The 13632-nt window shown below is 64.1% G+C and carries 11 protein-coding genes; 2 read left to right on the top strand and 9 right to left on the bottom strand.

All coding sequences use genetic code 11. The annotated features are described in order from the left end of the window. Nucleotides 1-96 precede the first annotated feature (96 nt). The 8 genes from QUG01_RS07380 to QUG01_RS07345 all read right to left on the bottom strand — a co-directional run bounded on the left by QUG01_RS07380 (nt 97) and on the right by QUG01_RS07345 (nt 11148). Entirely contained in the window at nt 97-408 is a 312-nt protein-coding gene (locus QUG01_RS07380) for a VOC family protein (protein ID WP_500829557.1), read from the bottom strand. A 120-nt stretch (nt 409-528) separates the two neighbouring features. Next, nucleotides 529-1830 carry a UDP-N-acetylglucosamine 1-carboxyvinyltransferase gene (locus tag QUG01_RS07375; RefSeq protein ID WP_500829556.1) on the bottom strand — a complete coding sequence of 434 codons (1302 nt, stop codon included), beginning with the start codon at nt 1828-1830 and terminating at the stop codon, nt 529-531. Nucleotides 1831-1980: 150 nt separating this feature from the next. Then, nucleotides 1981-3441 carry an NADP-dependent succinate-semialdehyde dehydrogenase gene (gene gabD, locus QUG01_RS07370; protein WP_500829555.1) on the bottom strand — a complete coding sequence of 487 codons (1461 nt, stop codon included), beginning with the start codon at nt 3439-3441 and terminating at the stop codon, nt 1981-1983. 85 nt (nt 3442-3526) lie between these two features. Next, nucleotides 3527-4792, bottom strand: a complete 1266-nt coding sequence (gabT, locus tag QUG01_RS07365) for a 4-aminobutyrate--2-oxoglutarate transaminase (protein WP_500829554.1) — start codon at nt 4790-4792, stop codon at nt 3527-3529. 180 nt (nt 4793-4972) lie between these two features. Continuing rightward, on the bottom strand, nt 4973-6319 hold the full coding sequence (locus QUG01_RS07360; protein ID WP_500829553.1) for a TolC family outer membrane protein: 1347 nt from the start codon (nt 6317-6319) through the stop codon (nt 4973-4975). A gap of 11 nt (nt 6320-6330) precedes the next feature. Next, nucleotides 6331-9408, bottom strand: coding sequence for an efflux RND transporter permease subunit (locus tag QUG01_RS07355; RefSeq protein ID WP_500829552.1), 3078 nt, complete (start codon nt 9406-9408; stop codon nt 6331-6333). A gap of 10 nt (nt 9409-9418) precedes the next feature. Beyond that, nucleotides 9419-10486, bottom strand: a complete 1068-nt coding sequence (locus QUG01_RS07350) for an efflux RND transporter periplasmic adaptor subunit (RefSeq protein WP_500829551.1) — start codon at nt 10484-10486, stop codon at nt 9419-9421. Beyond that, nucleotides 10483-11148, bottom strand: a complete 666-nt coding sequence (locus QUG01_RS07345) for a TetR/AcrR family transcriptional regulator (protein WP_500829550.1) — start codon at nt 11146-11148, stop codon at nt 10483-10485. Before QUG01_RS07345 ends, QUG01_RS07350 begins: the two co-directional genes overlap by 4 nt. A 178-nt stretch (nt 11149-11326) precedes the next feature. On the opposite strand from QUG01_RS07345, the gene argB reads away from it, so the two are divergent. Further along, the gene (gene argB / locus QUG01_RS07340) at nt 11327-12196 is read left to right on the top strand and encodes an acetylglutamate kinase (RefSeq protein WP_500829549.1); all 870 of its coding nucleotides are present in this window, start codon (nt 11327-11329) and stop codon (nt 12194-12196) included. A 105-nt stretch (nt 12197-12301) separates the two neighbouring features. After that, nucleotides 12302-12736: a CBS domain-containing protein gene (locus QUG01_RS07335; RefSeq protein WP_043627880.1), complete on the top strand. Its 435-nt coding sequence runs from the start codon at nt 12302-12304 to the stop codon at nt 12734-12736. A gap of 53 nt (nt 12737-12789) precedes the next feature. Here the strand turns inward: QUG01_RS07335 and QUG01_RS07330 are convergent, their stop codons facing one another. Then, nucleotides 12790-13560 carry an IclR family transcriptional regulator gene (locus tag QUG01_RS07330; RefSeq protein ID WP_500829548.1) on the bottom strand — a complete coding sequence of 257 codons (771 nt, stop codon included), beginning with the start codon at nt 13558-13560 and terminating at the stop codon, nt 12790-12792. Nucleotides 13561-13632: the final 72 nt, after the last annotated feature.

Here is a 13632-nt window from a genome sequence, read left to right as displayed (position 1 = left end):
GACAAAGCCCAGCTCAACCGAGCTGGGCTTTGTGCTTTGCGCCGGCGAAACGCCGCCCCAACTCGCCCCGACAGTCCTTGTCGGGGCGTTGGCGTTTCAGCAGTATTGCATCAGCTCGACCGGCGCGCCGTTGACCTCGATGAAGGCGACGGTGAGTCCTTCGCTTGGGCTGTTAGGGGCGATCAGTATCTTCTGTCCTTCCAGCGCCTTGGCCAGGTCATCGACTTCAAATGCGATGTGCGGGAGCTGTTTTACCCGTTCCGGGTAAGGCGCATCTTCCCAGTAGCGCTGCCATTGAATGCCGAAGGCATTGTCTGTATGGTCGCTGACGGTCATTTTCAGATGCGGCAAGTCGATTTCATTGTCGAACCTCTCCGTTGTGGGTATCCCGATGTGGTTGTATTTCATGCCTGTCCTCGATAGCGAATCCATAAAAATCCCCGCTGTTTAGACCGCGGGGAAGGAAAAGGTTTGCGGATGGCAGCGGAAGTTCAGCGCTGCGGCGCAGGGCTTTAGCGCTGCTAGGGGTCAGTCGTCCTCATTCTGCCATTCGATACGCGCGCCCAGGCTGACCAGGTTTTCGACGAAGCGCGGATGCGCGCGGCGGATGGGCGTGGCATTGAGAATGCGCGAACTGCCGGGAATGCTGGATGCGATCATCAATAGCGCGATGGCGACGCGGATGATGTAGGGGCTGTCCACTTCGGCCGGCGTCAGCGGCTTGCCGCCGAAGATCACCACGCGGTGCGGGTCCGACTGGAAGGCGTGGGCGCCGAACTTGCCCAGCTCCGAGGTCCAGCCCAGCGCGCCGTCATATACTTTGTTCCAGAACAGCATATTGCCTTCGGCCTTCACGCCCAGCGCGATGAAGATAGGCAACAGGTCCACCGGCAGATAGGGCCAGGGCGCGGCTTCGATCTTGGGCAGAATGTTCGGGGTGAACGGTTCGACGACTTTCAGCTTGTCGAAACGGGCGCGTGACCAGCCGTCGGCATGCTCGATATGGATGCCGAACTTGGCGAAGGTGCGGTCGATCAGCGGGAAGAATTCCGGCGCCCCATTCTTGACCTGAATATCGCCGCCGGTGATGGCGGACAGCGCCAGGAAAGTCACGACTTCATGGAAGTCTTCGACAAAGCTGAAATCCACGCCGCTTAATTGTTCCACGCCATGGATGGTCAAGCGCGAGGTGCCTATGCCTTCTATGCGCGCGCCCATTGCCGTCATGAAGCGGCAGAACTCCTGCACATGCGGCTCGGATGCGGCATTGGTCAAGGTGGCGCTGCCGTTAGCCAAGGCCGCGCACATCACGAAGTTTTCCGTGGTGGTGACCGAGGCGTAGTCGAGCCAGTGATCAAAGGCTTTGAGTCCTGATACGGCATTGACGCGGATGCGGCCAGGCAGGCGGCTGACCGTCGCGCCAAAGCCGCTGAAGACGTCGATATGCGGGTCGATCTCGCGCACGCCCAAGGTGCAGCCCTGCACGTCGTTTTCTATCCTGGCCTCGCCGAAGCGGGCCAGCAGCGGCGGCACCAGCATGATGGAGGAGCGCATCTCTTCCGGCAGATGGTCGCGCTCGGCGTCAAAGCGGGCGCCGGCGTGGCAAAGGGTCAAGGTGCCGCTGGCCAGTTCGCCGTCGATGCGGCTGCCCAGCGAGCGGAATAGCGCCAGGATCTTGCGCACGTCGGTGATGTCCGGCACGCCGCGCAGGGTGACCGGCTCCGTGGTCAGCAGCGTGGCGCACAGAATCGGCAGGACGGCGTTCTTGTTGGAAGACGGGGTGATGCGGCCGCGCAATGGCGCGCCGCCATGGACGAGAAGGTGAGGCATGAGCGTATTGGGGTTTCGGTCAAAACGTCATTCTATGCCTGCTCGCATGACGAGTGGCCGGCCTTGTGTGTCGCTTGTGTGCCAGTCTGCGGCGAAATGTGAAAAGGCCATCGCGAGGATGGCCTTGGGAACGGCGGCAGTGTCGGCAGCTTAGCGATCCAGCCCGCCCAGCAGCACGTACTTGATTTCGAGATAGTCCTCGATGCCGTACTTGGAGCCTTCGCGGCCCAGGCCGGATTGCTTGACGCCGCCAAACGGCGCCGCCTCATTGGACAGCAGGCCGCTGTTGACCGCTACCATGCCGTATTCCAAGCCTTCGGACACGCGGAAGATGCGGCCGATGTCGCGGGCGTAGAAATAGCTGGCCAGGCCGAACTCGGTGTCGTTGGCCAGGCGGATGGCTTCTTCTTCGGTCTTGAAGCGGAACAGCGGCGCCAGCGGGCCGAAGGTTTCCTCGCGCGCCACTTTCATATGGCTGCTGACGTTGCCGATCAGCGTCGGCTCGAAGAAGGTGTGGCCCAGCGCATGGCGCTTGCCGCCGGCGATCAGGGTGCCGCCTTTGGCCAGCGCGTCGGCGATGTGCTCCTCCACCTTGGCTACCGCATTGTGGTCGATCAGCGGTCCCTGGGTGACGCCGGCTTCCAGGCCGTTGCCGACCTTCAGCGTGGCGACGGCGGCGGCGAATTTCTCGGCGAAGGCGTCGTAGACGCCGTCCTGCACGTAGATGCGGTTGGCGCAGACGCAGGTTTGGCCCGCGTTGCGGTACTTGGAGATCAGCGCGCCTTCCACCGCGGCGTCCAGATCGGCGTCGTCGAACACGATGAAGGGCGCGTTGCCGCCCAATTCCATCGATACCTTCTTCACCGTGCCGGCGCACTGGGCGATCAGTTTGCGGCCCACTTCGGTGGAGCCGGTGAACGAGAACTTCTTCACCGTATCGCTGCCGGTCAGCACCGCGCCGATTTCGCTGGAGCCGCCGGTGATGACGGAGAACACGCCGGGCGGGATGCCGGCGCGCTCGGCCAGCTCGGCCAATGCCAGCGCCGATAGCGGCGTCTGGCTGGCTGGGCGGACCACCATGGTGCAGCCGGCGGCCAGGGCCGGGGCGGCTTTGCGGGTGATCATGGCGCTGGGGAAGTTCCACGGCGTGATGGCGGCGGTGACGCCTATCGGCTCCTTGGTCACCAGCACGCGGCGGTCAAGGGCTGGTCCCGGCACGATGTCGCCGTAGATGCGCTTGGCCTCCTCGGCGTACCACTCGATATAGCTGGCGCCGTAGGCGATCTCGCCCTTGGCCTCGGCCAGCGGCTTGCCTTGCTCGGAGGTCAGGATTATTGCCAGGTCTTGCTGGTGGGCCATGATCAGGTCGAACCAGCGGCGCAGGATGGCGGCGCGCTCCTTGGCGCTCTTGGCCTTCCAGGCCGGGAAGGCGCGCGCGGCGGCAGCTACCGCGCGCTCGGCTTCGGCCGCACCCATCTTGGGCACCTTGGCGATCTGTTCGCCGGTGGCGGGGTTATGCACAGCGATGTGCTGGCCGCCATCGGCATCCAGCCATTTGCCGCCCAAATAGCATTGCTGGCGCAGCAGCGTCGGGTCTTGCAGATTCAACATGGTGTTGTCCTTGTGCGGATGCGGGGCTGTGGCCCGCTGGCCCTCACGTGTCCTGGGGGAGGGCCGCATCGCGAATCGGTTGGGATCAGGCTTTCAGCGCCGCTTCCAGCTTGCCCAGCGCCTCGGCGAAGACTTCATCTTCGATCGTCAGCGGGAACAGGAAGCGCACCACATTGGCGTAGATGCCGCAGGTCAGCAGAATCAGGCCGTTGGCCAGCGCGTGCTGTTGCACCTTCTTGGCGAAGTCGGCATCCGGGGCGTGGCTGCCGGGCTGATTGAATTCCACGGCCACCATCGCGCCCAGGCCGCGCACTTCGGCGATGTGCGGCACGGCAGACTTCAGGCTGTTCAGCTTTTCCTTCAGCGCATCGCCCAGGCGCTGGGCGCGCTCGGCCAGCTTTTCGCTTTCGATCACGTCCAGCACCGCCAGGGCGGCGGCTACCGCCAGTGGGTTGCCGGCATAGGTGCCGCCCAGGCCGCCGGGGGCCGGCGCGTCCATGATGTCGGCGCGGCCGGTGACGGCCGATAGCGGGAAGCCGCCTGCCAGCGATTTGGCCATGGTGATCAGGTCCGGCACCACGCCGAAGTGCTCGCTGGCCAACAGCTTGCCGGTGCGGGCGAAGCCGGATTGCACTTCGTCGGCGATCAAGAGGATGCCATGGCGGTCGCACAGCTCGCGCAGCGCCTTCACCCATTCGGCCGGCGCGGCGTAAAAGCCGCCTTCGCCCTGGACTGGTTCATAGATGATGGCGGCGACGCGGGCCGGATCGATATCGTACTTGAACAGCTTTTCGATGGCGGTCAGCGAGTCCTGCACCGAGACGCCATGCAGCGCGTTCGGATACGGCGCGTGGTAGACATCGCTGGGGAAGGGGCCGAAGCCCAGCTTGTACGGCGCCACCTTGCCGGTCAGGGCCATGCCCATCAGGGTGCGGCCATGGAAGGCACCGCCAAAGGCGAGGATGCCGGGGCGGCCGGTGTGGGCGCGGGCGATCTTCACCGCGTTTTCCACGGCTTCCGCGCCGGTGGTGAATAAGGCAGTTTTTTTGGCGTAGCTGCCAGGCGTCAGCGCGTTCAGTTTTTCCGCCAGGCTGATGTAGGATTCGTACGGCACCACCTGATAGCAGGTATGGCTGAAGCGCGACAGCTGCTCCGCCACGGCGGCTTCCACTTTGGGATGAAGGTGGCCGGTATTCAGCACGCCGATGCCGCCGGCGAAGTCGATGTAGCGTCGGCCTTCGCTATCCCAGATTTCCGCGTTTTTGGCCCGTTCGGCGATGAAACTGCACATCACACCCACGCCGCGCGGGGTGGCGTCGGCCTTGCGTTGCATCAGTTGCTGCTGGCTCATGGAAGTCTCCTCGGGGCCGGGCGATCGTGGCGCCGCCGCGGCGGGTCGATATGGCGCTGGCGAAAGCCGGCGCGGCAACGAGTCATTCTATGAGTGTGTTTAGCAAAAAGCTACGCGGAGTATAAAAAATTAAACGCCTGTGGCGCGGACGGCACAGGCGTCGGCAAACCAGCGCCGGGATCAGCGGACGATCAGCCGGTTGACGTCGGCCAGTACTTGCGGCTCCAGTTGGCCGGCGGCCTGGGCCAGAGCCAGGCGCGCGGTCAGGTAGCTGTATTTGGCGTTGGCCAGGCTGGTCAGCGCAGTGTAGTAGGACTGTTCGGCCTGCAGCAGGTCGATGTTGGTGCGGATGCCCACTTCCTTGCCCATGCGGGTGGATTCCACCTTGCTCTTGGCCGAGACCAGCAGTTGTTGCTGCGCGCGCACCAGCGCCGCGCCATTGGTCACGCCGAGGAAGGCTTTGCGCACGTCTTCCTTCACCTGGCGGCGTGTCGATTCCAGTTGGTCGCGCGCGGCCTCCTCCTGCGCCAACGCCTCGCGCACCTGGGAGTTGATGCCGCCGCCTGCAAACAAAGGCACATTGACGGTGACGCCGATATTGCTGCCGCGGGTATGCGGGTAGTTGCCGTACTGGTTGCTGATCTGATCGCTGTAGCCGGCATTGAGCGTGACGGTCGGCAGGTGGTTGCCTTTTTTCTCGATCGCGCTTTGGTGAGCCAGGTCCAGGTTCTGTTGCGCGGTCTTGATCTTCAGGCTGTTCCGCAAGGCCATGTCGATCCAGGCTTCCAGGCCGGCCGGCTTGGGCGGGTCCAGCGGCAGCTGGTCGCGCACGGTCTGGATGCCGGCAGGGTCCAGTCCGGTCAGCCGTTTCAGATTGTTTTGCGCCAGTTCCAGATTGTTGGCGTCGCTGATTTCCTGCGCCACGGCGCCATCGTAGCCGGCTTGCGCTTCATTGGTGTCGGTGATGGTGGCGGTGCCGACTTCGAACGCGGTCTTGGCCTGCTGCAGCAGGTTCAGATAGGTTTTCTTGCTGGCGCGGGTGGCGGCCAGCGTGTCCTGGGCGCGCAGCACGTCGAAGTAGGCCTGGGCGATGTCCAGAATCAGCTGCTGCTCGGCGGCGTCGAAGGTGGTGTCGGCCAGTTCGGTGCCGAGTTTGCCCTTCTTGTAGCCGGTGTACTTGCCGACATCGAACAGCGTTTGCTGCATGCCGACCGTGTAGCCATGATTTTCATAGCGGCCCAACGCTTGGGCGCCGCCGGTTAAGGTCGGGGTGCTGGAAGGCTGCAGCGGATTGTTGTAGCCATAGGTGCCGGTGGCGCTGACTTGCGGCAGCAGCTGGCTGCGTCCCTGCACCAGCTTTTCCTGCCCAGCGTCGCGCTGGGCGCGCGAAACGGCGAAATCGGCGTTGTAGTCGCGGGCGGCTTGCCAGGCGCCGACCAGATCAAAGGCCTGGCTGGGGAGAGAGGCGCCCAGCAGCAGCAGGGCGGCGGGCAGGGTCAAGTTGTTCTTCTTCATCAGATTGCTCATTTTTTTGTTCGTTATTCCGACTGCGCGGCGGCAGGTCGTTCTTCATCTCGCGACACGCGGAACCATTGAGCGTAGAGGGCCGGCAGGAACAGCAGCGTCAACACGGTGGCGACCAGCAGGCCTCCCATGATGGCGACCGCCATGGGGCCCCAGAAGGTGCTGCGAGTCAGTGGGACCATGGCCAGGATGGCGGCCAATGCTGTCAGCATTATGGGCCTAAAACGACGCACGGTGGAACCGATGATGGCCTCGAAGCGGCCTATGCCGTCGCGGATGTCATGTTCGATTTGATCCACCAGGATCACCGAATTGCGCATGATCATGCCGGACAGGGCGATGACGCCCAGCATGGCCACAAAGCCGAAAGGCGCGTGGAACAAGATCAGCGTGAGGGTGACGCCTATCATGCCCAGCGGCGCGGTCAGCACCACCATCAGCGTGCGCTGGAAGCTGTGCAGCTGCAGCATCAGGAGTGTCAGAACTACAACAATCATCAGCGGCGCGACGGCGGCGATGGCGCGTTGGGATTTGCCGCTCGATTCCAGCACCCCGCCGGTTTCGATGTGGTAGCCCAGCGGCAGCGTGCGTTCCAGCGCCTGTATCTGCGGCTGCAGCTGAGTGGATACGTCCGCGCCCTGCGCGCCGTCCACCACATCGGCGTTGACGGTGATGGCCGGCAGCCGATTGCGGCGCCAGATGATGCCTTCTTCCGGCTCGTAATGGATATGGCCGATCTGCGACACTGGCACGAAGCGGCCGCTGCCGGTCTGGATCATCAAATTGCCCAGCGCGGCGACATCTTTCTGTTCGCCCGGATTTAGCCGCGCCACGATGGCGATGCTCTGATTGCCTTCGCGATAGGCGCTGACGGCTGAGCCGGAGATCAGCATCTGCAGTTGCTGCGACAGCTGCTGCGAGCTGAGGCCGAGCGCGGCGGCCTTGTCCTGGTCGATGGCTATGCGCAGCGCCTTCACCTGTTCGCCCCAGTTCTGGTTGACGCGCAACGCGGCCGGGTGCTTGCGCACCAGCGCCTCCACGCGGTCGGCGATCTGGCGCACTTGCTCATGGTCCGGACCCATCACGCGGAATTGCACCGGGTAGCCCACCGGCGGGCCATTTTCCAGCCGGGTGACGCGGCCGCGCACCAAGGGGAAGTCGTTGTCGAAAATCTTCTCCAGGCGTTGTTTGACTTCCTCGCGCAAATGCTCGTCGCGCGTCATCACCATCAGCTGGGCATAGTTGATGTGCTGTTGCTGTTGGTCCAGCGGCAGATAGAAGCGCGGGCTGCCGCTGCCGACATAGCTGGTGACGCTGACGACATTGGGATCGGCCTTGGCCAGTTTCTCCATCTTCTGCACCTGCGCCAGTGTGGCCTGGTAGCTGGCGCCGCGCGGCAGCCACATGTCCACCATCAGCTCCGGGCGGTTCGATGAGGGGAAGAACTGCTGGGCGACAAACAGCTTGAAGGCCAGCAGCGAGACGACGAAGGCGGCCAGCGTGGCGGCGATCACTGTCTTGCGGTGGTCCAGGCACCATTCCACCGTGCGGCGGAAGCGTTGGTAGAACGGCTTCTGGTAGACGTCATGCTCGCCGTCGTGATGCGGATGAGCCGGCAGCAGCATATAGCCCAGATACGGCGTGAACACCACGGCGACGATCCACGACAGCACCAGGGCGATGCCCACCACCGCGAACAGGCTGAACACGTACTCGCCGGCCATGGACTTGGCCAGGCCCACCGGCAGGAAGGTGGCGGCGGTGATCAGCGTGCCGGTCAGCATGGGGAAGGCGGTGCTGGTGTAGGCGAAGGTGGCGGCCTGGAACTTGCTCCAGCCTTGTTCCAGTTTCAGCGCCATCATCTCCACCGCGATGATGGCGTCGTCCACCAACAGGCCCAGCGCGATGATCAGCGAACCCAGCGAGATCCGCTGCAGATCGATATTGAAGAAGTACATGGCGAGGAAGGTCATCGCCAGCACCAGCGGGATGGACAGCGCCACCACCACGCCGGTGCGCAGGCCCAGGCTGAAGAAACTGACCGCCAGCACGATCACCACCGCCTCCACCAGCGAGCGCATGAATTCGCCGACGGCGTCGTGCACCACTTTGGGCTGGTCCGACACGGCGTGGATTTCCACACCCAGCGGCAGCTTGCCCTTGATATGGGCGATGGTCTGGTCCAGGTTGCCGCCCAGCTTCAGCACGTCGCCGCCGCTCTTCATGCTGATGGCCAGCGCCAGCACCGGCTTGCCATTGAAGCGCACGCTGCTGGTCGGCGGGTCGATGTAGCCACGCGAGACGGTGGCGATGTCGCCCAGGCGGAAGGTCTTGCCGCCGGCACTGACCGGCGTGGCGGCGACGGCCGCCACCGAATCGAACTTGCCGGTGGGGCGCACCCAGATGCGGTCGCTGGCGGTTTCGTAGGTGCCGGCCGGCGTCATCGCGTTCTGTTGCTGCAAAGCCTGCCAGATGGTCCGGCTGTCCAGGCCCAGGCTGGCCAGCTTGGCGCTGGATAGATCGACATGGATTTGCTGGTCCTGCCGGCCCAGCACTTGCACCTTGGCCACGTCCGGCACGCGCAGCAGTTCCTGCTTGGCCGATTCGACATAGCGGCGCAGCTCCTCGTAGCTGAAGCCGTCGCCGCTGAAGGCGTAGATATTGCCGAAGGTGTCGCCGAACTCGTCATTGAAGAACGGCCCCTGGGCGCCGGCGGGCAGGGTGTAGGCGATGTCGCCCAGCTTCTTGCGCACCTGATACCACAGCTGCGGCACGTTCTTGGGCGGCACATCCTCGCGCAGCGACACCACCAGCACGGTCTCGCCGGGCTTGGTGTAGCTTTGCACGTAGTCGATCTCGCCCATTTCCTGCAGTTTTTCCTCCAGCTTGTCGGTGACCTGCTGCTCCATCTCCTCCGTGCTGGCGCCGGGCCAGTTGGCCTGCACCAGCATGGCCTTGAAGGTGAATTCCGGGTCTTCCTTCTGGCCCAGCTGGGTGTAGGCCCAGGCGCCGGCCAGCATCAGGATCACCATCAGGTAGCGCACCAGCGGCTGGTGGCGCAGCGCCCATTCGGACAGGTTGAGTTTTTTCATCGCCATGTCCTCATCGGTCCAGCAGCTTGATGCGCTGCTGCTCGTGCAGGAGATGCACGCCGGCGGTGACGACCTTGTCGCCGGCGCGCACGCCGGAGGCGATCACGGCGTTGTCGCTGTCGATGGCCGCAACCTCAACCGGCTTGCGGCTCACGCGCAGGGTCTTGTCGTCTATCGTCCACACGTAATGCTTGCCTTGCAGGTCCAGCAGCGCGCTCAGCGGCAGCCGCAGCTGATGGCTGGCCTGCGCCGGCAGGGCTACGTCGGCGGTCATGCCCAGCTGCAGGCCGTGGCTGTCGCCGGACAGGGCGATCCGCGCCGGATAGGTGCGGGTCACCGGGTCGGCGTCGGCCGCCAGTTCGCGCAGCTTGCCTTCCAGCGGCGCGCCTCCCTTCCACAGCGTCACGCGGAAGCTGCCGGCCTTGCGCACCGCTTCCAGCGCGTTTTCCGGCACCTGGATCGCCACTTCGCGCGAGCCGTCCTGCGACAGCTTGGCCACCGGCTGGCCGGCGGCCACCACCAGGCCCGGCTCGGCCTGCATCTGGCTGACCACGCCGTCGGCGTCGGCCGTCAGCGTGGCGTAGATGGTCTGGTTGCGGCTGGCCGACAGCGCGGCGCGCGCCTGATTGACCTTGGCCTGGGCGGCGTTGACGCCGTTGCTCTGCGCGTCCACCTGGGCCTGGCTGATGAATTGCTTGGCCAGCAGTTCGCGGTAGCGTTTCAGATTCAGCTGTTGCTGGGCGAGGTCGGATTCGGCCGCGGCCAATTGCGCCTGCTTGGCCGCCAGATCGAGCTGGTAGTCGCTGGGATCCAGCCGCGCCAGCGGCTGGCCTTTTTTGACGCGCTCGCCGCTGTTGACCAGTTTGGCCACCACTTTGCCGGCCACGCGGAAGGCCAGCTGGGTTTCATTGCGGGCGCGGATTTCGCCGGCATAGCTGCTGCCGCTCAAGGCGGCGGCGTCGCCGGCCACGATGTAGCGCACCGGGCGGATGTCTTCCGGCGCGCTGGCTTTTTCCTGGCAGGCGGAAAGCGCGAGCGCGCCGAGCAGCGCCAGGCTGATGGTGATGGATTTCTTCATGATGGCAAGTCCTGGGAAACGGGGTATTGCAGGCCATGCAAAGTGAGCCGCAGCGCGCCCTGCAGGAAGGCCAATGGATCGCGGGTGATGTTCTCGCAACAGCCCGGCACTAGGCCGAAGGAGTGGCTCATAATCATCGTCATCAGCATCGGCGCCGTCAGCATGTCGATGACGTGTTCGAGATTCGCGGGCCGGAACTCGCCTCTATCTATGCCGCGCTGCACGATGTAGCCCAGCAGCTGGCGGGCCGGTTTGATGACTTCTTCGTAATAGAACTGGGCCAGCTCAGGGAAATTGGTGGCCTCCGCGGCCATCAGCTTGCACAGCCCGGCCGAGCGGGTGGCGCCGATATGGGTCCACCAGTCTTCCAGCGCCGCGTGCAGCAGCTGGCTGCCGCTGGCGTCCTGCAATTGCTCCAGCTGCGCGCTCATCGCCTGCATCCGGGCGACGATGGTTTCGCGCACCACCGCCTTGAAGATGTCTTCCTTGTTCTGGAAGTACAGATACGGCGTGCCCTTGGTCACCCCCGCGGCCTGGGCGATGTCTTCCATCTTGGTGGCGCGGTAGCCCTTGTCGACGAATAGCGTCAGCGCGGCATCGAGGATTTCGCTGGGCCGCGCGTCCTTCTTGCGCTGCCAGCGGCTGTTGCCGGATTCTCCCATTGTCTTCTTTCTGAATTTTGGTTCAGTAATGGCGGCACTGTAGGCGCGAACCGGATTGTCTGTAAATTAATAAATTACAATTCAGCAATTGACGTGATTAAAATGCAACACCGTAATCCAAATCGCCAGTCAGCCGTTAACTGCTGGAGAAACACGCCCCGCTACAAGGAGAGAGAAAGTGGCAATCGACGCAGCCGACAAGGCGAACATCCTGGCCGAGGCCCTGCCGTACATCCGTCAGTTCGCCGGCAAGACCATCGTGATCAAGTACGGCGGCAACGCCATGACGGACGACGCGTTGAAAGAAGGCTTCGCCAAGGACGTGGTGCTGCTGAAGCTGGTCGGCATGAATCCTGTGGTGGTGCATGGCGGCGGCCCGCAGATCAATGATCTGCTGGCGCGCGTCGGCAAGCAGGGCGAGTTCATCCAGGGCATGCGCGTCACCGACGCCGAAACCATGGAAGTGGTGGAAATGGTGCTGGGCGGCCTGGTCAACAAGGAAATCGTGTCGCTGATCAACAAGCACGGCGGCAAGGCCGTCGGCGTCACCGGCAAGGATGGCCATTTCATCCGCGCCCGCAAGCTGTTCCTGAAGGCGGAGGGCGAGGAGGCGATCGATATCGGCCAGGTGGGCGAGATCGAGTCCATCGATCCATCGCTGGTGTCGCTGCTGGACAGCCAGGACTTCATCCCGGTGGTGGCGCCCATCGGCGTCGGCATGGACGGCGAAGCCTACAACATCAATGCCGACCTGGTGGCCGGCAAGCTGGCCGAAACCTTGAAAGCGGAAAAGCTGGTGCTGATGACCAATACGCCGGGCGTGCTGGACAAGAGCGGCCATTTGCTGACCGGCCTGACCGCGCAGCGCATCGACGAGCTGTTCGCCGACGGCACCATCTCCGGCGGCATGCTGCCCAAAATCAGCTCGGCGCTGGATGCCGCCAGGAGCGGCGTCAACACCGTCCACATCATCGATGGCCGCGTCAAGCACGCCTTGCTGTTGGAAATCCTCACCGCCGCCGGCGTGGGCACGATGATCCGCGCCTGATGGCGTTTTGTCGCGGCGACCCACAGTGAGCTATATTGACGGCATGCCACGGCGCATGCCGTCATGCGGCGCGCCATGGCTCCACAGCGCACAAGGGGAGGCAGCATGCAAACCGTAAGACAACTGCTGGACAGCAAACCGAGTCGGTCGCTGGTGTACGTCAATCCGGACAGCACCGTGTTCCAGGCGCTGCAGGTGATGGCCGAAAGCGATATCGGCGCGGTGCTGGTGATGGAGTCCGGCGACATCGTCGGCATTTTTTCCGAGCGCGATTACGCCCGGCGCATCGTACTGCAAGGCCGCACCTCTGCCGGCACCAAGGTGCGCGACATCATGACCAGCCGCGTGGTCTACGTCACGCCGCAGCAAACGCTGGACCAGTGCATGGCGTTGATGACGGAAAAACGCATCCGCCACCTGCCGGTGATGGAAGACCAAACGGTGCTGGGCATCCTGTCCATCGGCGACTTGGTGCGGGCCACCATAGAAGAGCAGGAGCAGGTGATCAATCATCTGGTCCATTACATCCAGTCCGCCTGAATGATCCCGCTTACGCCATGCCGACGGCCCGCCCGCTGCGGGCCGATGTTTTTCTACGCCTGAACCGGGGACAGACGCTGGCGCAACGCCAGCAGCGCCGGGGCCACCCGTTGCCGCATGGCGGCTTCGTCGAAGGCGAAGGCGGGGCCGCTGGCATTCAGCGCCATGGCCGGCTGACCCGGCAGCAGGGCCGGCAAATGCACCCCCACCGCCATCACGTCCGGTTCGTATTCTCCAAATGACGCCGAATAACCCAAGGCCTGGTAGTCGGCGCAGGCCTGGCGCAGCCGCGTCTCCAGCAGCGGCCAGCCGGCCCCGTATCTTTCGGCCAGCAGCGGCAGCACCGCCTGCCGCTCGTGTTGGGGCAGGCCGGCGAAATACGCGCGGCCGATGGCGGTGGTGGCCAGCGGCACCCGTGAGCCGGCGCTGAGCTGCACCGATACCCGCGCCTGGCTGCGGCAGGTTTCCAGATACACCATGTCGCTGCCGTCGCGCAGCGCCAGGCTGATCGATACATTGTTGTGCAAGGCGAACTCGCGCATCAAAGGCGCGGCGGCCGAGCGCAAGTCGTAGCCGGCCAATGCCGTCGTCCCCAGCGCCAATAACGCCAATCCTAGCCGATACGGTCCGCCATCGCCCTCCGGCTGCAGGTAGCCCAGCCGCGTCAGCGTGTAGCTGAGCCGCGATACCGTGGACTTGGGCAGGCCGGTGCGGCGCGCCAGCTCCTGATTGGACAGCGCGCCTTCGCCGGGGCGAAACGCCGCCAGCACTTCCAGTCCGCGCGCCAGGGCGGTGACGAATTGCCGGTCTGCTTGCTGTTGCATCTTGTTCCTCATCATGGCAACGGTTTTGCCACATGACGGATAAATCGCTTTACAAGCCCGTGGCAGAGTGTT

Source organism: Chromobacterium sp. CCUG 76385, from assembly GCF_059916625.1.
Note: the sequence above shows the minus strand (reverse complement) of the source record. Positions and strands in the feature narration are given on the sequence as shown.

Excerpts from the sequence above, each read along its gene's own strand:
- QUG01_RS07380 (WP_500829557.1), bottom strand. The coding sequence starts at position 408 with ATGAAATACAACCACATCGGGATACCCACAACGGAGAGGTTCGACAAT.
- QUG01_RS07375 (WP_500829556.1), bottom strand. The coding sequence starts at position 1,830 with ATGCCTCACCTTCTCGTCCATGGCGGCGCGCCATTGCGCGGCCGCATC.
- gabD (WP_500829555.1), bottom strand. The coding sequence starts at position 3,441 with ATGTTGAATCTGCAAGACCCGACGCTGCTGCGCCAGCAATGCTATTTG.
- gabT (WP_500829554.1), bottom strand. The coding sequence starts at position 4,792 with ATGAGCCAGCAGCAACTGATGCAACGCAAGGCCGACGCCACCCCGCGC.
- QUG01_RS07360 (WP_500829553.1), bottom strand. The coding sequence starts at position 6,319 with ATGAGCAATCTGATGAAGAAGAACAACTTGACCCTGCCCGCCGCCCTG.
- QUG01_RS07355 (WP_500829552.1), bottom strand. The coding sequence starts at position 9,408 with ATGAAAAAACTCAACCTGTCCGAATGGGCGCTGCGCCACCAGCCGCTG.
- QUG01_RS07350 (WP_500829551.1), bottom strand. The coding sequence starts at position 10,486 with ATGAAGAAATCCATCACCATCAGCCTGGCGCTGCTCGGCGCGCTCGCG.
- QUG01_RS07345 (WP_500829550.1), bottom strand. The coding sequence starts at position 11,148 with ATGGGAGAATCCGGCAACAGCCGCTGGCAGCGCAAGAAGGACGCGCGG.
- QUG01_RS07335 (WP_043627880.1), top strand. The coding sequence starts at position 12,302 with ATGCAAACCGTAAGACAACTGCTGGACAGCAAACCGAGTCGGTCGCTG.
- QUG01_RS07330 (WP_500829548.1), bottom strand. The coding sequence starts at position 13,560 with ATGCAACAGCAAGCAGACCGGCAATTCGTCACCGCCCTGGCGCGCGGA.